Here is a 21,941-nt window from a genome sequence, read left to right on the forward strand (position 1 = left end):
ACAAGCAGTAAATGTGACAATACTCATTAAGGATTCTCAAAGTCCAATTACAATGCCACTTTACCTATTGCATATATCAACACGCATTTAAAACAGAGTCAAATCTAAAATTATAATATGTACTGGATTTAATAGTATATTTCAAATATACATGCAATAGATAACACGGCATTCATATATATAAAAGAGGTCATATCAAAATTTCTTTTGATATGACCTCTTGGCATATATTCTAGTAAATCTTAGCTTTTTCTTCTCCGTCAAGTACTCTTATAGCACCTTGAGCTAATGCTAATAATTCATCTTCTCCTGGATATACAGTTACTGGAGCTATCCATTCTACATTTGACTTTAAATCTGGAACAAGTGTTGGTGAATATGCAATTCCACCTGTTAATAATATTTGATCAACTTTTCCATTTAATGCAGCTGCCATTTCTCCAATAGTTTTTGTTATTTGATAAAGGAATGCTTTATATATCTTTTCACATTCTTTATCTCCAGCTTCCATGTTGTCTATAACACCCTTAACGTCATTAGTGTTTAAGTATCCAACAAATCCACCTTTTCCAACTATCTTAGTATATACTTCAGATTCAGTATATTGTCCGCTAAAGCACATTTTAATTAAATCGCCTACTGGTACTGTTCCTGCTCTTTCTGGTGAAAATGGACCATCACCATCTAAAGCATTGTTAACGTCAACTACTTTTCCTTGTTTGTGAGCTCCAACAGAAACTCCACCACCCATGTGAACAACTATTAAGTTTAAGTTTTCGTATCCTTTTCCGCTATCTTTACCATATCTTTTAGCTACTGCTTTTTGATTTAAAGCATGGAATTTACTCTTTCTTGGAAGTTCTGGAACTCCTGATAATCTTGCTACTTCATCTAATTCATCAGTAACTACTGGATCTACTATAAATGATGGTATATTTAATTCGTCACCAATTGATTTTGCTATTATTCCTCCAAGATTTGAAGCATGAGGACCTTGTACTCCTACTTTTAAATCTTCTATCATTGCATCATTAACAGCGTAAGTTCCGCCTTCTACTGGTTTAAGCATTCCGCCTCTTCCAACTATTGCACTTAAAGTAGTTATATCGAAATTCTTTTCCTTAAGAATATTTAATATTACATCTTTTCTAAATTGAAATTGATCATATATAGTTTCATATCTCTTTATTTCTTCATTAGTATGTCTTAATGTTTCTTCAAATAATTCTTTTTCATTTTCGTAAACTCCTATTTTTGTAGAAGTTGATCCTGGATTAATAATTAATAATTTATATGACATTAAATAATACCCCCAAAATAATCTTATTTAGCGTTTTCAGCAACTAATGCTGCTAAAGCTATAGAATTTACCTTTGTTTCAAATTTATCAGCTCTTGAAGTTAAGATAACTGGTGCTGATGTTCCAACTAATAGACCACCACTCTTACTCTTTGATGTATAAGTTAAACATTTATACATTACATTACCTGTTTCTATATTAGGTAATAATATGATATCTGCTTTTCCTGCTACTGGTCCTGTAATACCTTTATGATGAGCAGCTTCTTCTGATAAAGCATTATCTAATGCTAGAGGTCCGTCTATTATACAACCTTTTATTTGTCCTCTGTTATTCATAGTAGTTAACAATGATGCATCTATTGTTGCTGGCATATCTGGGTTAACAACTTCAACTGCACATACAGGTGCTACCTTTGGAACTTCTATTCCACAAGCATGAGCTACTGTTACAGAATTATTTACAATTTGAATTTTAGCTTTTAAATCAGGGTAAGTATTAAATGCAGCATCTGTTAAGAATATTAATCTATCAATATCTTCAACTTCAAAAACTGCTACGTGAGACATAACTTTACCTGTTCTAAGACCAATTTCCTTGTTAAGAACACTTCTTAGGAAAGTTGCTGTGTCTACTAAACCTTTCATAACCATATCTGCTCTTCCACTTGATACTAATTGAACAGCAAATAATGCTGCTTTTTTAATATCTGGTTCATGAATTATTTCAAATTGAGTTAAGTCCATTTTTATTTTTTCTGCTATTGTTCTTATTTTTTCTTGATCCCCAACTAGTATTGCATCTGCTATTCCTTTTTCTTTAGCTGCCATTACAGCTTCTAAAACTGGTTCATCTTGTGCTACTGCTACTGATAACTTTTTCTTTTTAGTTGCCTTTAATTTAGATAATAAATCATCAAAGTTTTTACTCATTATACATGCACCTCTTATTCTAATAATAATTATTCTGTCTATATTTAACTTTAATTTTTCTTCTTGCTTTTTTAATTAAAATATATTTTTATTTATTATCTTTATTGTAACAAATAATAACTTAATATTGCCCTTTTTTAGAATATTGAGACTATTTAATTAAATCAACAAATTTAACAAGTAAATTGATTTATTATCATTTCCGCTACTTTAACTCCATCAACTGCTGATGAAACTATTCCTCCTGCAAATCCGGCTCCTTCTCCCACTGGATAAAGGCCTTGCACCGTTATGCTTTCAAGTGTTTTGCTTCTATGAATTCTAACTGGAGCTGATGTTCTAGTTTCTATTCCTGTTAAAACTGCATCTTCCATTCCGTATCCTTCTATTTTTTTTGAAAAATTTTGTATACCTTCTTTTATTCCTTCTACAACATAACTAGGTAAACAATCTTTTAATTCTTTAAATTCATATCCAGGTGAATAACTTGGAATAACACTTCCAAGTTTTGTACTAGGTCTGTCATTCATAAAATCTCCTAGTAATTGTATTGGTGCTTTATAATTTCCACCTCCTAATTTAAATGCTAAACTTTCATAACGTCTTTGAAATTCCATTCCTCTTAAAGGTGAATCTCCTTCAAAATCATCTGTAGATACCGTTACAACTAATGCTGAATTAGCATTGGCTAAGTTTCTAGCATGATAACTCATCCCATTGGATACAAGTCTTCCTTCTTCTGATGCAGATGCAACAACAGTTCCCCCTGGGCACATACAGAATGAATATACACCCCTTTTTAGTTTGTCACTTTGGTAAGTTAATCTATATTCTGCTGAACCTAATCTTGGATGATTATGGTATTCTCCATATTGACTAACATTTATTAATTCTTGAGGATGCTCTATTCTAACCCCTATTGCAAAAGGCTTAGCTTCCATAGAAACTCCTCTTTTATATAGCATTTCATATGTATCTCTTGGGCTATGTCCAATGGCTAAAACTAAAGCTTCACAATCTAGTTCCTTTCCATTAACAGTTATACTTTTTAATTTATTATTTTCATATTTTATATCTTCTAATTTAGAATTAAAATGAATTTCTCCACCAAGTTCCTTGATTTGCTCTCTTATATTTTTTACAACACCTTTTAAAATATCTGTTCCAACATGTGGCTTACCTAAATACTTAATTTCTTCTGGTGCTCCAGCATTTACAAGTTCATCTAATATATAAGCACATTTAGGGTCTTTTATTCTTGTTGTTAATTTTCCATCAGAAAATGCCCCTGCTCCACCTTCACCAAATTGAACATTTGATTCAATGTTCAACTTTCCAGTTTCCCAAAAGTTTTGAACTGCATTTGTTCTACTATCAACATCTTCTCCTCTCTCAAATACAATTGGTTTATATCCATTCTTAGCTAAAGTTAATGCTGCAAACATTCCAGCTGGACCAAATCCTACTACAACTGGTCTATGACTTAGCTTAGCATCACCTTTTTCAATTTGTAAGCCTTTGTCATCTTCTTTAAGCTTTACATCATTATCTTTTATTTTAGATACTATTTTCTTTTCATTATCGCACTTTATATCCACACAATAATTAAACTTTATTTCATTCTTCTTTCTTGCATCTAAACTCTCTTTTATTATTGTTAATTTTTTTATATCTTGATTAGATATTTTTAATTTTTTACATACTTTTTTTTCTAATACTTCTTTACTATCATCTATACCTAAAGTTAAATTATTTATTCTTATACTCATATATATTTTCTCCTATTTTGTTTTCAATAATTTATGTTTTATTAAAACACATCTCACTTACAAGTTTAACCGATTATAACATAAAAAATAGCCACAATTAAATAAGTTGTGGCTATTTTCATTGTTTATTTTTTAAAACTATTTGAACATCATCTACTGATAATATATTAAAATCAGTCCTATTATTAGCACTATTAACAGAAGGTTTATAAGTATAGGTACCTGCCTCACTTATATTTGATAAATCTACCGTAGCCTTAAGTTCTGTCTCCGTTATACTATTTATAACTGATTCCAATCCTGAGATACTTACATTAGCAGTGGATTTTGAAGAATCAATAATTAAATTAGGATTTAAGTTAGTATATTCAACTGCACATGAAATGTTCTTTGTTACCTCTTGTGCTTTTTTAACCGCAAATTTCACTTTAACATTTTGGCTATTCTCTTGTATAGTAACCCCTTCTGGTAAATTTAAATTTGTATTTACTTCAGCATCAGCAGTAATGTTACTTATATTAATTTCTTGTGTATCTATTGAATTTATACTATTTAATATTTTATCTTCACCTATAATATGAACTGATTTAGGTTCTACAACCATACTTTCTATAGATATACCCTCATTTGAATTTCCTATAGTTTTTATATTTATAGGTACTGTTTTCCCATTATTAATCTTTATATTTAATTCAGCTTCATTGGCATTAGAAGTAATACCTTTAACTTCTTTATTATCTTTGGTTATAAATTTAATAGGGAATTTTTTATTAATATCTTTTTCTAAATTTTCTATACTTCCTACAAGAATACCTCTATCAACTTTATTCACTTGACTTTCCGGACCAGATATAGTTGCTTTTTGTGGAGATACAGTTAAATCTTTTTTATAAATATTTTCTTTATAAGTGATATTAACTTGAGATTTCAATGAAACATCTTTTGTTATTAGTGTCTCTAGTTTTATCTTTATCCCTAAAAATCCATTGTTTTTTATATTTATATTTTGAGGATAACTTACTATTTGAATAGGGATTATATTTTCTCCATTTTTTAACGCATATGAACTCATATCCGCTGTTAATTTAAAGGAATCTTTTTTGGCTTTTGTTATTTCACTTGTGGCTCCCTCTAAAGTTAAATCAACTGTAAAACTTTCCTCTCCTACTATAGCTAAATTAGACTTTGAAATGCTTTCTTTATTTATAAGTTCTACTGGTACGCCCTTTAATTCATAGGTTCTTACTGGGTTCTCTACATTTGATATATACAGCCATAGACCAAAAGATAAAAGTAAACAAATAAGCTTCGCTATTAATGATTTATTTTTATTCCCCTTACCCATGATCTCACCCTCTCTTTAGCATCCTTTACATTCTTTTTATTTTTATTTCTATTTTCAATTATATTTGATAATATATTTCTTAATCTTTCTCTATCATACCCTCTACTTAATTTACCATTTATAGCTAATGAAACCACTCCAGTTTCTTCAGATACAATGATTATTAACGCATCAGAAACTTCTGAAAGTCCTAATCCTGCTCTATGCCTAGTACCTAACTTTTTATTAATATTATTATTATTAGTCAAAGGAAGAACACAACCTGAAGCTAATATTTTATTATTTCTAATTATTGTTGCTCCATCATGTAGCGGTGTATTCACTACAAAAATATTTTCTAAAAGATTTGAACTTACATTTGCATCTAATATTGTGCCTGATGAAACTATCTCTGCAAGACCTGTTTTTTGTTCCATTACTATTAGTGCTCCTGTTTTAGTTTCTGATAAATTTTGTACAGCATTAACTATTTCATTTATAGCAATATTTATGCTTTCCTTATCATTTGCATAGTGTACATCTTCAAAAGCTGATCTACCTATATGCTCTAGTCCTCTTCTAATTTCTGGTTGAAAAATTATAATTACAGATAATACCCCAATTGTAAGTGTCTTATTTAATATAAAATATAACATATCTAATTTTAATAAATAACTTATTGGTATTAACACTATAATTAATGCTATACCCTTTAATAATTGTTCCGCTCTTGTTTCTTTTATTAGCATATATCCTTTATAAAATATATAGGAAACTACCAATATATCTAGTATTGACCATAAAGACATATTACTTAAACTTTTTATTATTAGTGATATAAAATCTTGCAACACTATCACCTCCACCTTTTGTATATATATAAAATTATACATCAAAACATTAATTATTATATATAGAGAGAATTACTATTTTATTAAAAATTCATTATTTTTATAATAATTTTCTAATTAACATAATATAAGTAATATTAAGTAACTAAAAATATATTATTACTTGATAAGGGGGACTCTGATTATGATAAACTTTTCAATAGATAAAAAATCATTAAAAATCATAAGTTTATTATTTGGTTTATTTATATTAATACTTATATTATTAACGTTATTTTTTAAAAATACTGAACTAAATAAAATAAATAAAATTTCTAAGACAATAGTAAATATAAATTCATCATTAAAATTCGATGAAAACGATGCTAAACTTGATTTTAAAAATACAAAACAAATTTTAGATGAAAATTTAAATCTACTAAATGCATTAGATAACACCCTAACTAATTTAACTTTAAAAAAATCTAATTCTAATGAATTAAAAAACAATCTTTCAAATTATTTAAAACTAAATATTAATTTATATAACTCTATTATTTCTATAATAAATAATAAAAATAATGATAACTTTCAATCATTATATCAAGACCTAGTAAAAAACGAAGAAGCTTTTATTAAAGAAACTGATAAATTATCTGAATCTAAGATTAAAATTTCTACTCCCAAAAACTTAAAGACATTTTTTATAAGCTTAAATAAATTTTTAAATGAATCTTATAAATCAATTAGAGAAAATGATATTATAAGTGAGCAAAAAAGAGATTTTTTTATACAAATTAATGACTTACTAGATAAATTTTCTCAGCTAAAAAATGATGTCAAACCTGCTCTAGAAAAAATAAGAGAAGATAATAGAGATTTATCTATATTAATTTGTGATCTTAATGAAAAACGTTCAGATTTTAATGAAATAAAAGATGCTTCTATATCAATTTCTATTCCTGTTGATGGTAAAGAATGCTATGAAGCTTTAGAAGAAATTATTTCATCTTATGATTCTTATATTAATTCTCTAGAAAAAAGCATTAAAAATGAAATGAAATTACACGATAAATCTAAATTAATTTTAGATAATATTGATGAATTATATACTGATACTTTTGATAAATATGACTACTTTTTAAGTTGTTTTGATAATTTACAAAAAACCATATTATCATATAAATATTAATTTATGTATATAAGGCTCTTTTTGGGCAATAATATTATTGGTTTGAAATATACCAGAGGAGGATTTTTAATGAAAAAAATATATAGCCTTTTCATAATTAGTTTAGTGCTATATCTTTCCGTTATTAATAACAGTGTTGCTTATGCCCAAGTATTAGGTAACAACTTTCATACTAATCTTATTTCTAAAAAGGAAAATAATGAAACTTATTTAAATAATATAAACCTTGCAACTCAATGCAATGCAGAACTAAATGAAAATAATACAAATGAAAATATTGACGAGTCTACAATAGAAGTTTTTAGTTATGATACTCAAAAACTCTATATAACGGAAAATGATATTGAATTAATGGCTAAATTAGTTTATGCAGAAAGTATCGGTGAACCTTATGATGGAAAAGTAGCTGTAGCATCAGTTGTTTTAAATCGTGTCATAAATCCCAGCTTTCCAAATTCAATAAAAGAAGTAATTTTTCAGAAAAATGCATTTTCATGTGTTAAAAATGGAGATATTAAAGCTACTCCAAATCAAGCATGTTACAATGCGGTTTATGATGCTATAAGAGGATATGACCCTACAAATGAAGCTTTATTCTTTTATAATCCTAGCACGGCAACCTGCGCATGGATGCATCAAACACAAAAACAAGATATGAAAACAATAGGGCATCATACTTTTTTTAAAGTTAAATCTTAATAAAAATAATGACCAATCTAATTTAATAAGATTGGTCATTATTTTTAGATTTACTTTTATCTATACCTTAAATAATATTTCTAAAACTCATAATAATATTTTATTCAAATGTACCTCTTACTATGCATTTTCCATCTTGAACCATCTTTATTCCGTTGCATAAAACTATATCTATATCTAAAGAGTTTTCATCAACTATTACTAAATCAGCATCTTTTCCCTTTTCTATTCTTCCTTTATTATATAATTTTAATATATCTGCTACATTAGAAGTTATAACTTTTATAGCTGTTTCAATAGGAATCCCATATTTCTTTATGCCTTCTTTAACTTGCAAGTACAATGACTCAACAGAACAAATTCCAAGCCCTACTATCTTTTTATTTTCGTCGAATTTAGGCATACTTCCATTACCATCAGAAGAAAATGTTATATTCTCTATTGGTAATCCTGCTTCAATGTATTTGTTTAATCCTTCTGAAGCTGTAAGTTCACCTTTTTCTAAAAAGTTAACATCACTGCTGGTAGTTAAATCTATAATACCGCCTTCTTTTACATATTTTAAGCCTTCCATAAATAAATTAGTATTTCTATTAATATGAGTAGGTAATAATTGAGATGATGGTATATCTGACTCTTTAATTAATTTAAATAAATAATCAAGTCTTCTTCTTCCTTCGCCTATATGTACATTTACTACTCCAGCTTTACTAGATAATATTCCTCCAACTCTTGATTGAGCTACTAATCTTGCAAATTCTTCATAAGTAGGCTCTGAGCTTCGATTATCTGATAATGCTATTTCTCCAACACCTATTATTTCTTGTATTAGCATTATATCTCTTTCAACGACACCAGTTAATGTTCTTACTGGTATAGCATAAGATCCTGTATAACAATATGATGAAAGCCCCTCTTCTTTTAAAGATTTAACTTTAGCTATTAAAGATTTTATATTCCTACATTCACTATCAGTACCTATACATCCAACTACTGTTGTTATTCCACTTGATGTTAAATTAGATAATTGTAGTTCTGGTGTACGCGTTTTATATCCACCTTCACCACCACCACCAATAAGATGTACATGACTATCTATAAAGCCTGGAAAAATAATTTTATTTTTACCATCTATCACATTAACATTAATAAAAGTATTTGATATATCTAAGCTTTCATAGATCCCTTCTATCTTCCCTCCTGCTATTACAATATCTTTTATACCTATGTATTTTGGAGCATATACCTTAATATCTTTAATTACTGATATCATTGTTATCACATCCTATTATTGAATTTATTTTTTCTTATAATCTAAATTAACTATTTAATATTTGGTTAATGGTTTCATTAAAATAAATAGATCCAGAGAAGTTTTCTCTTAATTTATTGGCATAATAAATACTTTTCTCTTTATTCGTATTGTTGAGTATTAATGAAAGATTGTATAATGCATTATCAGCGTATGAACCAGTAGGATACTCTTCATAATATAATTCATATAATTTTATTGCTTCATCAGAATTATTTAGTTGCTCTAATGTTACAGCTTTATAAAATATAATATGTTCTTTTAGATAATTGCCATCACAGTAATCATATGCTTTACTAAATTCTACGTTAGCCTTTTCATAATTTTGTGTATTAAACTCTTCCATACCTTTTCCATAGAATACTTCTATTCCTGAAGTCTTTATTAAATTTATACATCGTCTATATAAACCTTTGTAATCATCTGGAACATCTTGTTCATTTACATTTTCTAAATCATAATAAATACTATTGACTTCACCATTTTCAAAATGCTCATTTAGTTTATTTATGTCTAATTCTACCTTTTTATTTTCTTCATTAATAGCTGTTTCTGCTGATTTCGGTTGCATTTCTTCTACTTGTTCAGTAACTGCATCTTCTGAAGTACTAGCATTATCTTCTGTTTTATTTAGTGATTCTAATGATTCATTACTATTTTTTTTATGAAAACCTTGAAAGGTATTTTTAAAGACATAGATAGCTCCACATATAGATACTATTATAACTAAAACCACAATTAACTTAATAATAATATTGTTAGATTCCTTTTTATACGCCTTTAATTCTATTAATTGCTTTTTTATTTCATTAGCTATCTTATAGTTTTTATCTATAACCAAAACTTTATTCATGTAATCTATACACTTATTTATTTCACCTTTTTTTTGATAACATAATGCTAAAGCAGTATTTACCTTTATGCAGTTAAAATCACTTTCTTTACACTTTTTAAATATTGTTATTGCTTCTTCTATCTTTAATTCTTTTAATTTCTTTTCTCCAAGCTCATATAAATCAACCCTAAATCTATCTTCATTAGCACTTTTTATATAATTCTGAGCTATAGTATTATTATTAAAATCTTTATTGATTTTCCATACTGTTATAGCTTCATCTAATTTACCTTGTTGATATAATATAAGTCCCTTTAAATTTAATATAGAAGGATTTTTCAAACTATAAGATAATGATTCCTCACATATTCTTAACGATTTGTCTATTTCTCCATTTTGATAATACACCATGGCTTTATCATAAAATTTTTTCTTTTTCTTTTTCATATTATTCCCCTTTATTGTATGCGATTAGAATTTTATGAATTTTTTTCAATTAACTTAAGTATAACATAAGAATAATATAGTATTCATTAATAAAAAATCGTCAACTTAAATATATAATATTAATTTAAGTTGTTTATAAATTCGACTTTATATAATTTTCTAAAAAATTAAAAACTCCAAAATACAATTCCTAATAGTGCTGATATAAGCACGCATATTATTGGATGTACCTTATGAGATAACAATAATCCACCAATTATTAACGTAACAATTATTGATTTTATATCTATATAAGATTCTTTAGCTAAATCAAAAAATGCTTGAAGTATAAGTGCTATTAATATTGGCCTCATTCCAAGTAATGCACTTTTTACTAAATTAGAGTCTTTAAACTTTTCTAATGTTTTTGAGCATATAGTGACTAATATAAATGATGTTGCTATTATTCCTATAGTTGCTGCTAGACTTCCCCAAATCCCAGATACTTTAAATCCAACAAAGGTTGCTGAGTTAATAGAAACTGGTCCTGGTGTCATTTGAGATATACCTATAATATCCATAAAATCACTTACTGTAAGCCATGAATTATTAGTTATTATCTCCTTTTGGATAAAAGGAATCATTGCATATCCTCCACCAAAACTGAATGCTCCAATCTTAAAAAATGCTGTAAATAATTTTAATAATATCATTCTCTATACCTGCTCTCTTAAAAATATCATTCCATATATTGCTGATACTAAAATAACAATTACAGGATGAATATTAAATACCATTAATGCTATGAGTGCAACTATTATCATAATTAACGTTCTTACATTTTTTTGTACACCCTTTGATAAACTTATTACACCAAATAAAACTAGCATAGGAACAGCTGCATTTATTCCCTTAAAAGCTAAATTTACAAAATAATTATCTCTAAACTGCATAAAAAAAGTAGCAATTAAAATTATTATAAAAAATGATGGTAATGTTACTGCTAGGATAGCTACTAACTCCCCAAGTATTCCCCCTATTTTTTGTCCAATAAACGCAGAGCAGTTAATAGCTAAAGCTCCTGGTAGACTTTGAGATACAATCAAAAAATCCATAAATTCTTCTTTAGTAAGCCAGTTCTTTTTATTAACAACTTCTTCTTCAATTAATGGAATCATTGCATATCCTCCACCAAATGTAAAAGCTCCAATTTTAAAAAATGATATAAACATTTCCAAAATTTTATTCATATATAAGCCTCCATCCATTATAAATTTCAATACTAATTATTTTATCACTAAATAAACTATATTATTAGTTTAAAAATTCCTATAATTTTCTATATAACAAAAAAGATGGAGTAAAACTCCATCTCTTTCATATATTAAAATATTATTCTTGTTCTAACATTATTTTCTTAGCATTTAAGATTGATGTAGCACTCATTGAGAACTCATCTAATCCATATTCAACTAATGTTGGGATAGCTGCTTCATCTCCAGCCATTTCTCCACACATTCCAACCCATTTTCCGTGTTTATGTGCACCATCTATAGTCATTTTTATTAATCTAAGTACTGCTGGATGCATTGGATTATAAAGATATGAAACTTTTTCGCTCATTCTATCAGCTGCTAATGTATATTGAATTAAATCATTTGTTCCTATTGAGAAGAAATCAACATGTTTAGCTAATTCATCAGCATAAACTGCTGCTGCAGGGATTTCAACCATTATACCCCATTGAATTACTTCTGAATATTCTTTTCCTTCTGCTTTTAATTCAGCTTTACATTCTTCAACTACTTCTTTAGCTTGTAAGAATTCTTCTAAACCTGAAATCATAGGGAACATAACACAAAGGTTACCATATATAGAAGCTCTTAATAATGCTCTTAATTGAACCTTAAAGATTTCTTTTCTATCTAAACAAAGTCTTATTGCTCTATATCCTAAGAATGGATTCATTTCTTCTGGTAATGGTAAATATGGAAGAGTCTTATCTCCACCAATGTCAAGAGTTCTTATAACAACTTGCTTACCTTCCATCTTTTCAAGAACAAATTTATAACTTTCAAATTGTTCATCTTCTGTTGGAGCACTATCTCTGTCCATGTATAAGAATTCAGTTCTGAATAATCCTACACCATCTCCACCATTTGATACAACACTAAGTACATCTTCTGGCTTACCTATATTTCCACAAACTTCTATTCTTCTACCAGATTTAGTTGTTGTCTTCACATCTATTAATTTCTTTAATTCTTCTTGTTCTGCTTTGAACTTTTCTTGTTTAGCTCTATATTCTACTAAAACGTCTTCTGAAGGGTTTAGAATTACATCTCCAGTTAATCCGTCAACTATAATCATATCTCCAGTTTTAACACTACTTGTAATATCACCTAAGCCAAGTACAGCTGGTATCTCTAATGTTCTAGCCATAATAGCTGCATGTGAAGTTCTTCCACCTATATTAGTAATAAATCCTACTACTTTACTTCTATCTAATTGAGCAGTATCAGATGGAGTTAAATCATGAGCAACGATTACAGTGTTGTTTTCATTAATTGCAAAAGCATCTCCGCCTTTACCTGCAAAATTAGATATTATTCTCTTAGATACATCTTTTATATCTGCAGCTCTTTCTCTCATGTAATCATTATCCATAGATTCAAATATAGTTACAAAACTATTTGTAACATTTTCTATAGCTTTTAACCCATTAGTACTATTCATTTCTATTTCACTCATCATTGCTCCAGTAAATTCTGGATCATCTAACAATGTAATATGAGCTTCAAAAACAGCAGCCTTTTCTGCTCCCATTTCTTTTTCAGCTTTATCTTTAATAGCTTCTAATTGTGATTTAGAATTATCTAATGCTTTTTGTAATTTTTCTTTTTCACTCACTATATCACTAACTGACGCGTCAGTTATAACTATTTCTTCATTTTCAGTTAAAAACACTTTTCCTATTGCATATCCCTTAGATGCAGCAATACCTCTTTTCATCTCTAAAACTCCTCCTCGATATTTAAAATTGTTGTTTTATAACTTAATCTATTATTGTTAATCTATTATGTTATTTTAGGATAACTTCTAGATTTAAAATTCTAACTTTAGTTATTATAACATAAGTTTTAAAATATTTAATAGCATATTGCTAACTTTCTAAAAAAATATTTCAAAAATTCACAAAATTTCTTATAAATCATCAATTAAAGTGGAAACTTTTGCGTAAGCTGTCGATTTAGCTTCGAAAAAATCAGTTTTTACAGAATTAGAATTGGCCACAACATCAACCCATGTAGCTGGATTGCTTTCATAGCCTTGAAATAGCACGTCTAAGCCTATTTCTTTTAGTCTCTTATTTCCTAAATATTTTATATAATCTTCAATTAATTTTTTATTTATTCCTTGAATTTTATCTCCTATTACGTAATGACCCCATAGTATTTCATTCTCAACACCTATACGCATCATTTCTCTAAGTTCATTTTTTAAATCAGCTGTAAAACTTTCTGGATTTTCACTTTGTAATTCTTTTATTATATTTCTAAATAACCATAAATGAGTATTTTCATCTCTATTTATGTATCTAATTTCTTGAGCTGAACCAGGCATCTTTCCATTTCTCTCTAAATTATAAAAGAACATAAATCCTGAATAAAAGTAAATACCCTCCAATATATAATTAGCCATTAACGTTTTTATTAAGTTATATTCACTAGGATTATTTATAAACTCATTATATAAATCGCCTATAAACTTGTTTCTCTTTAGTAAAATTTCATCATCTTTCCATTGATACAGTATTTCATTTCTCTCTTCTGGTGAGCATATGCTGTCAAGCATATAGCTGTAACTCTGAGAATGAACAGCTTCTTGGAAGCTTTGAATAGTTAAACATAAATTTATTTCACTTGCAGTAATATAACTATTTATATTACTTAAATTAGCTGTTTGTATAGAATCTAAAAATATTAAAAATGACAATATCTTATCATAAGCTGTTCTTTCCTCTGGTAAAAGTTTTTTATAATCTTTTAAATCTTGTGATAAATTTATTTCCTCTGGTATCCAAAAATTATTCATTCCTTGTCTATACCAATCAGATGCCCAAGTGTATTTCATATTATTAAAATCATTTAAATTAGTTGTGTTTCCATTTATCACTCTCTTTAATCTAGGATCTCTATCTCCAAATTCATTAAAAAGTGGTTTTTTCTTTACTTCCATATTCTTTTCTCCCATTTCATTAAATATAAGGCAAATTAAAATTTCTATACTTTCCTATACATTAAGAAAATTATTACGCTGAACAACTTTCACATTCTGTTACTTCTAGTGATTTTGATCTTACGTAATATATAGATTTAACTCCACATTTGCATGCTTTTATATATAAATTCATAATTTGTCTCATTGTATACTGAGTTGTTATATATAAGTTAAATGATTGACCTTGATCAATATGTCTTTGTCTAACACCATTCATTTCTACGCACCAACCTTGTTCTAAATTATAGGCTGTATTATAATACCAGTAATTGTCTTCAGATAGGTTTGGTGCAGTCTTAGGAATTATACTTCCTTTCTTTTCTTCTAAATAAAATCTAGCCATTATAGGATCAATTCCTTCAGAAGTTCCTGCAATTGTAGCTGTTGAGCCATTTGGAGCTACTGCAATTAAGTACCCATTTCTCATACCAAACTCTTTAACCTCTTGCTTTAAATCAATCCATTTTTCATCATTATAATCTCTTAATTCAAAGTAGTTTCCATTGTCCCAATCTGATCCTTCAAAGAGCTCGTATTTTCCTTTTTCTTTAGATAAATTCATACTAGCCTTTATTGAATAATAATTTATTTTTTCATATACTTTATCAACAAATGTTCTGTGCTTTTCTTCTGTCCAATGTATTTTATTGTTAGCTAGCATATGATGATATCCGCTAGTTCCAAGTCCAATTCCTCTATATCTTTTATTAGTTATTTCAGCAAATGGAACTGAATAATAATTTAAATCAATGACATTATCCATAGCTCTTATTTGTGTTTCCACAACACATTCTAATTCCTCATCATTAAGAACATCTATATTTCCAAGTACTAGAGATGATAGGTTACATACAACAAAATCTCCAGCTTCTATATTTTGTACTACATTGTATTTATCATTTTCCTTAATAATAGTATCTCCAGTAACTTTCATAGCACTCATGTTTTGCATAATTTCTGTACATAAATTTGAAGAATATATAATTCCCTCATGCTTATTAGGATTCATCTTATTTGCATTATCTCTAAAGAATGCAAAAGGTGCTCCTGTTTCTGCTGCACTTTTAATTATTAATCTTACTAAATCCTTAATTTTAATGATTCTTTTTTCTATTTTCTCATCTTTAACACATTCAAAATATTTTTCTTCCCATTCTTCACCATAGAAGTCTTCAAGAGAATATCCTTTTGCGTTTTTTATCTCATGTGGACACATCATATACCAATCATTATCTACATCTTCTTCTGCAAGTTTCCAAAATAAATCTGGATAACAAACTCCTGGAAATACATCATGTGCTTTTTTTCTATCATCACCATTATTAGTTCTAATTTGTAAAAATTCAGGTATATCTTTATGCCAAGCATCAAGCCAAATTGCAACTGATCCATTTCTAACACCTAATTGATCTACTGCAATTGCTGTATCATTAAATAATTTTACCCACGGAATTACGCCCCCTGATGCTCCTTTAAAGCCTCTAATAGGTGAGCCTAATGATCTTATTTTGCCTATATATATTCCCATTCCACCGCCAAATTTTGATACCTTAGCAAAATTATCTAATGACTTATATATTCCCTCTAAACTATCATCAACAGTATCAACAAAACAAGAACTTAATTGATAAAAAGGCTTTCTTGCATTTGACATAGTAGGAGTTGCCATTGTTGCTTTAAGCTCGCTTAAAACATTGTAAAATCTTTTTGCCCAATATACTCTTTTTTCTTTAACTTCTGGAATAGCAAGATGCATAGCAATTCCCATAAACATTTGTTGTGGAAGTTCTATAACTTTTCTATTAAAATCTTGAACTAAATATCTTTTAGCCACAAGATCTATTCCACTATAGTTAAAAATAAAATCTCTTTCTGGTTTAATTTCTTTTTCTAATTCTAAGATATCTTCCTTAGAATAATTTTCTAGAATATACTCCCCATAAAGATTTCTCTCTGTTAATTCTGTAATAAATTCATAGTAATTATCATATAAATTTTTACTTGCATATAAATTTCTATTTTTTCTTACTTTATCGTAAAGCTCGTGTATATATATTGTTGATGCTGCATACTGCCAATTAGGTTCCATATCACTTGTTAAGTCTAAAGAAACCTGAATTAAAGATTTTCTAATATCATTAACATCCATACCATCTCTTATTATATGTTCTAACGCCTTCAATAGTTTTTCTTTTGTATACGTACCATCATTATCTTTAATTCCCTCTATTGCTAAATCACAAAGTTTCTTTAACATCAATATTTCCGCTCCTCTACTATATATAGTGTACATCTATTTATTAATCAAATTTAATATACAACATATCGTTTTTCAATGTTTATAGTATAATTCCAAATATGATAATTGTAAAACGCCAAAAATCATATTTATTTATAAAAAAAGTGGTTAATCTCTAATTTACTATGAATTAACCACTTAATCAATAAATTTTATTTATTAACAACTTTTATTATTTAAAGGTAATATTATATATATTTTAAACATATCACCTTCTCTTTCTATTTTAGTTTTACCACCATGTAGTTCAACTATACTTTTTGTTATTGCAAGACCTAATCCTGAACCTTCAACACTTGAATTTCTAGATTTATCTGCTCTTGCGAATCTTTCAAATATCTCTTCTTCATCAAAGTCCATTTCATAATTTGCTATATTCTTAACTATAATTTCGACACGCTCATCATACTTTTCAATTTCTATATAAACTCTAGTATTGTCTAATGAATATTTTAAAGCATTAATTATTATATTTTCTAATGCTCTAGAAATTAGTTTTCCGTCCAACTCCATAAATATATCTTCTTCATTACTAATAACCTTAAAGTTTATATTCTTATATTCATAAAGAAAACTATATTCGCCTATGCCTTGATGTATCAGTGAAAGTATATCTAATTTATCTTTATTTAATGTTATTTTTCCACTATTTATTTTTGACATTTCAAACAAATCATCAATTAATGATTTTAATTTTAAAGATTTTGAATCAAGTATAGCTAAATAATCTTTTCTTTCATTCTCTGTTATATCTTTATTTTTTAATATATTTACATAATTTATTATTGAAGTTAATGGAGTTTTTAGATCATGTGATACGTTTGATATTAATTCTGTTTTTAGCTTTTCATCCTTAACTCTTTCATACAAAGAATTTTTATATCCTTCTTTTATTAAATTAATATTATTAATTAATTCTTTAATAGTTATTGAACCAAAAACAGGTATATCTTCATCTAAATTTCCTTCATTTAGCTTCTTAAGACCATCATTTATTATTGCAATATCTAATGTCTTTTTGACAGAAAATATCACCATTAATATAAGTCCTGTTATTATTAAAATAGTTCCTTTAAAAGGATATGTTTGAAAGAATCGTACGAACATATTATTTTCATATCCACCAGTGGCTAAGAAATAAAGATACGTAATTAATATTATTATTATTATTCCTAGAGATAATAACAATGTCTTACTTGTTTCTTTATATTTAAATCCATTTCTAATAACAAACACTATGCTGTTTAATATATTTGATTTTATTTTCTCTTCCTTATTTCCTCTTCTTGCTATTATTAATACTGTTTTTATAATTAAAAATACATAAACTAATAATAAAAGAGACAGACTAATTATTTCTTTTCTTATATTCATTAATTCTTGTTTATAGGTATCTGTAGATGTGTAGTAAACTTCTTCAAAATTTTTGATTGTATCATCTAAATAGTTTACTAATCCCTTACTTACCAAGTAATTATACTCTTTTTCATTATCAAATTTGATGCTTACTACACCTTGCTTCTTAAATCTATTGTTTAATAAATCATCTATTTGATTTTCCTTTATGTATTTAATAGATGAATCTAAGAAAGGATCATTTGTATATAATTCTTTAGTATGCTTATTTCTAATTATAAAATAAACATTATCTTTTAATTTAAAATGACTAGTATATTCCTCTACATCATTATTAAAATATTTCATTAACTGTCCTATTTTTTCTTTTATTTCATTACTTCCAGTTAATAAATCATACAATCCATCTGTAGTTTCATATATTATTTGAGAAAATCCTTTACTATCTTCATAAAGCTTTTTTGTTTCATATTCTTTCTCATTAAATATAGATTTAATTAAGCTTAAATTATTGTTTTGCTTCATAAAATCTTTATATTCTAAAACTGATGAAAACAACATTCCTGTTATTAATATCATTAATAGTATATCTATTAAATATATTCCCTTTAAATAGCTTTTTAAGTGAATTTTAAATTTCTTTTTCAATCTTATATCCAATGCCCCACACCACCTTAATATATTCAGGCTCTTTTGTGTTTATTTCTATTTTCTCTCTTATCCTTCTTATATGAACAGTAACTGTATTTTCACTCTTATAAAATGGTTCATCCCATACTTTTTCATATATTTCTTTTATAGAAAACACTTTGCCTAAATTTGAAGCTAATAAGTGCAATATTTTGTATTCTGTAGCTGTCACTTTAATTTCTTCACCTCGTACAGTAATACTCTTAGATACAGTATCTATAACTAAATCTTTCACCGTTAATACTTGTTCTTCATCTTCTATGTTTAATGGTTTATCATATCTCCTTAATTGAGACTTTACTCTAGCAACTAATTCTAGGTGATTAAATGGTTTTATTATATAATCATCAGCTCCAACATTTAAACCAAGAATTTTATCCGAATCTTCACCTTTTGCTGATAACATAATTATAGGTAAATTTTCTGTTTCCCTAATTTTTAAACATGTTCTTATTCCATCAAGTTTAGGCATCATCACATCTAATACAATGACATGTATTTTTTCATTATTAAGAATTTCTAATGCCTCTAATCCATCTGCTGCTTTAAAAACTTTTAAATTTTCTCCTCTTAAATATATTTCAATGGCATCTCTTATTTCCTTTTCATCATCTACAACCAATACGTTATACATAATTTATCAACTCCCAATATTAATATTATTTACACATAAGACTAAAAACTCTGCTCATATAGAACAAACTGAGTTTACTAATTATTAATTAAGTCTTGAAATTCTTTAGATTCTCTTACTGGATTAAAATCTGCTTCATCCTGTGCTTCTTTTTTTACAACTTCATCTATTTCTATTGCTTTACTTAAATATTTTATAGTATTTGGGGCATCTCCTCTTCTTCCATATATAGATGCTATCCCATAATAAGTCCATATGTAATTTTCTATCTCTAAATTTTTATTATACCACAATAATGCTTCATCTAGATTTCCATATAGTTCATAAGTTAAGGCCTTATTAAAAACTGCATACCCATATTGCGGTTCAAATTCCAAAGCTTTATCTATATCTTTCATACCAGATTCAAAACTTTCATTATAAGATTTAGCTATTCCTCTTATATTGTATCCTTTTGCACTACTTGGAAATTCGCTTATTATTTCATTTGATTTTTCAATAGATTTATTGTATTCACCTGAAAAAAACAAATTATATGCTTCATTATATAATTCTCGTTCTCTTTCATTCTCAACCTTACTTTTTCCCTCTTCCTTACTATCTTCATGTTCTTTATCTAAATTCACATTATTTTCATCTAAAATCTCTGCATTTTCTATACTTTCTTTGTTAATAACATCACCTTTCTTGTTGTTATTAATGCCTTCAAATACTAATATTAATAATGTTATTGCTAACAATATTATTAATGTTGTTAATTTAAGCTTTTTACTTCCTGGTAATTTCATTCCTATCATCTTTTTTCTCCTAGCTTTATATTTATAAGTGTATATTTTAAATAAATATTAATCTTTTAGTATAATAGTAAGATTACACTATATTAAAATGTTAATATTATTTTAAAACAAATTAATTTATAAAAACATTATCTATTATAATATATATGTTTTCAATTATTACTAAACATTATTGTAAAAAATATGTTATCTTATATAAATAACTTGATTTTTATTATAATAAAGTGTATTAATATTTATTGGACTTAATTATATATTTAAAGGAGTAATTTTGATGAGCAAAATTAGTAAATATAAGAACCTAATCATGGATACCTTAATTATTTTTTTAGGATGTTTTATAGCCTCTTTAGGCGTAAATTTATTCCTATCTCATGCTAAGCTATTAAGTGGAGGGGCTACAGGACTTGCTCTTATACTAGAATATACAATGGGATTACCATCAGGTATTGTTGTCTTTGTTATAAACATTCCACTTTTATTACTAAGTTATAAAAAATTAGATAGAAATTTCACTATATACACAACAATAGGAATGATTTCTCTATCATTGTCATTAATGTTAACAAGACCATTTACAAATATTATTTATGTAAATGATATTCTTCTTTATTGTATCTATGGTGGTGTTTTATGTGGAATAGGATATGGATTAGTCTTTCTAAGACATGGTTCTACTGGTGGAACAGATGTAATAACTATGCTTATAAGAAAAAAATACTCGAATTTTAATATTGGTAGCTTAGGTTTTGCATTAAACTGTATTATCATTATAATTGGAGCAATCATATTTGGATTACCTCAAGCACTTTATACACTTATATCATTATTTACTCAAAGTATTGTGTTAGATAAAATGTTAAAAGGATTTAGCAGTAAAAAATTACTTCTTATTTTAACTGAGAAAGAGCAAGAAGTTATAAACTATGTTATAACTGATTTGCATAGAGGGATAACATCTTTATTTGCTGAAGGAGAATATACTCATAATAAAAAGAAAATGCTTTACTGTATAGTTACAACTCGACAAATGCTTGATTTAAAAACATCTATTCATTACATAGATCCAGCTGCTTTTATTACTATAGTAGATATATCTGAAGTTAAAGGTAGAGGCTTTATAAATTTATAATATTAAATAGACAGGTTAAGTAAATTTGTTAATCCTGTCTATTATTTTTTATCTTAATATGTTTATAGTTGACTAAGTAATTAAACTTAGTAATACTAAAAATGCTTATAAAAACATTGTCTTAAAACAAATC

At 27.0% G+C, this 21,941-nt stretch carries 18 protein-coding genes; 3 read left to right on the forward strand and 15 right to left on the reverse strand.

Annotated features, from left to right (window positions below):
- Positions 1-232: 232 nt before the first annotated feature.
- The 5 genes from buk to cdaA all read right to left on the reverse strand — a co-directional run bounded on the left by buk (position 233) and on the right by cdaA (position 6,176).
- Positions 233-1,300: a butyrate kinase gene (gene buk, locus RGC78_RS11670; RefSeq protein WP_252225108.1), complete on the reverse strand. Its 1,068-nt coding sequence runs from the start codon at positions 1,298-1,300 to the stop codon at positions 233-235.
- 23 nt (positions 1,301-1,323) lie between these two features.
- Positions 1,324-2,232 carry a phosphate butyryltransferase gene (gene ptb / locus RGC78_RS11675; RefSeq protein ID WP_252225111.1) on the reverse strand — a complete coding sequence of 303 codons (909 nt, stop codon included), beginning with the start codon at positions 2,230-2,232 and terminating at the stop codon, positions 1,324-1,326.
- 173 nt (positions 2,233-2,405) lie between these two features.
- Positions 2,406-4,001 carry an NAD(P)/FAD-dependent oxidoreductase gene (locus RGC78_RS11680; protein WP_252225116.1) on the reverse strand — a complete coding sequence of 532 codons (1,596 nt, stop codon included), beginning with the start codon at positions 3,999-4,001 and terminating at the stop codon, positions 2,406-2,408.
- Between the two features lie 118 nt (positions 4,002-4,119).
- Positions 4,120-5,346, reverse strand: coding sequence for a CdaR family protein (locus RGC78_RS11685; RefSeq protein WP_252215101.1), 1,227 nt, complete (start codon positions 5,344-5,346; stop codon positions 4,120-4,122).
- A complete protein-coding gene (gene cdaA, locus RGC78_RS11690) occupies positions 5,316-6,176 on the reverse strand; it encodes a diadenylate cyclase CdaA (RefSeq protein ID WP_252215099.1) in 861 nt (286 codons plus the stop codon). Before cdaA ends, RGC78_RS11685 begins: the two co-directional genes overlap by 31 nt.
- Positions 6,177-6,360: 184 nt before the next feature.
- Here cdaA and RGC78_RS11695 point away from each other — a divergent pair, with 184 nt between their 5' ends.
- Entirely contained in the window at positions 6,361-7,347 is a 987-nt protein-coding gene (locus RGC78_RS11695; protein ID WP_252215097.1) for a hypothetical protein, read from the forward strand.
- 69 nt (positions 7,348-7,416) lie between these two features.
- The gene (locus RGC78_RS11700; RefSeq protein ID WP_252225123.1) at positions 7,417-8,046 is read left to right on the forward strand and encodes a cell wall hydrolase; all 630 of its coding nucleotides are present in this window, start codon (positions 7,417-7,419) and stop codon (positions 8,044-8,046) included.
- A gap of 100 nt (positions 8,047-8,146) precedes the next feature.
- On the opposite strand, the gene iadA is transcribed toward RGC78_RS11700, so the two are convergent.
- From iadA to RGC78_RS11750, 10 genes are all read right to left on the reverse strand, one after another.
- A complete protein-coding gene (iadA, locus tag RGC78_RS11705; protein WP_309556692.1) occupies positions 8,147-9,319 on the reverse strand; it encodes a beta-aspartyl-peptidase in 1,173 nt (390 codons plus the stop codon).
- 46 nt (positions 9,320-9,365) lie between these two features.
- Positions 9,366-10,640, reverse strand: coding sequence for a tetratricopeptide repeat protein (locus tag RGC78_RS11710; protein WP_252225130.1), 1,275 nt, complete (start codon positions 10,638-10,640; stop codon positions 9,366-9,368).
- A 167-nt stretch (positions 10,641-10,807) separates the two neighbouring features.
- The gene (locus RGC78_RS11715) at positions 10,808-11,332 is read right to left on the reverse strand and encodes a chromate transporter (protein WP_252215087.1); all 525 of its coding nucleotides are present in this window, start codon (positions 11,330-11,332) and stop codon (positions 10,808-10,810) included.
- 3 nt (positions 11,333-11,335) lie between these two features.
- Positions 11,336-11,869, reverse strand: coding sequence for a chromate transporter (locus RGC78_RS11720; protein ID WP_252225134.1), 534 nt, complete (start codon positions 11,867-11,869; stop codon positions 11,336-11,338).
- 142 nt (positions 11,870-12,011) lie between these two features.
- Positions 12,012-13,631 carry a phosphoenolpyruvate--protein phosphotransferase gene (ptsP, locus tag RGC78_RS11725; protein WP_252215081.1) on the reverse strand — a complete coding sequence of 540 codons (1,620 nt, stop codon included), beginning with the start codon at positions 13,629-13,631 and terminating at the stop codon, positions 12,012-12,014.
- Between the two features lie 192 nt (positions 13,632-13,823).
- Positions 13,824-14,858 (reverse strand): ribonucleotide-diphosphate reductase subunit beta, encoded by a 1,035-nt coding sequence (locus RGC78_RS11730; protein ID WP_252225137.1) that lies wholly within the window; start codon positions 14,856-14,858, stop codon positions 13,824-13,826.
- Positions 14,859-14,931: 73 nt separating this feature from the next.
- Positions 14,932-17,157, reverse strand: coding sequence for a ribonucleoside-diphosphate reductase subunit alpha (locus tag RGC78_RS11735; protein WP_252225140.1), 2,226 nt, complete (start codon positions 17,155-17,157; stop codon positions 14,932-14,934).
- A gap of 201 nt (positions 17,158-17,358) precedes the next feature.
- On the reverse strand, positions 17,359-19,215 hold the full coding sequence (locus RGC78_RS11740) for a sensor histidine kinase (protein WP_252225143.1): 1,857 nt from the start codon (positions 19,213-19,215) through the stop codon (positions 17,359-17,361).
- Positions 19,187-19,879 (reverse strand): response regulator transcription factor, encoded by a 693-nt coding sequence (locus RGC78_RS11745; RefSeq protein ID WP_252215068.1) that lies wholly within the window; start codon positions 19,877-19,879, stop codon positions 19,187-19,189. The genes RGC78_RS11740 and RGC78_RS11745 overlap by 29 nt, the downstream gene beginning before the upstream one ends.
- A 77-nt stretch (positions 19,880-19,956) precedes the next feature.
- Positions 19,957-20,676: a tetratricopeptide repeat protein gene (locus tag RGC78_RS11750; protein WP_252225164.1), complete on the reverse strand. Its 720-nt coding sequence runs from the start codon at positions 20,674-20,676 to the stop codon at positions 19,957-19,959.
- Positions 20,677-20,950: 274 nt separating this feature from the next.
- Here RGC78_RS11750 and RGC78_RS11755 point away from each other — a divergent pair, with 274 nt between their 5' ends.
- Positions 20,951-21,808: a YitT family protein gene (locus tag RGC78_RS11755; protein WP_252215065.1), complete on the forward strand. Its 858-nt coding sequence runs from the start codon at positions 20,951-20,953 to the stop codon at positions 21,806-21,808.
- Positions 21,809-21,941 lie beyond the last annotated feature (133 nt).

It is taken from the genome of Clostridium aquiflavi (genome assembly GCF_031344075.1).
GTDB lineage: Bacteria > Bacillota > Clostridia > Clostridiales > Clostridiaceae > Clostridium > Clostridium aquiflavi.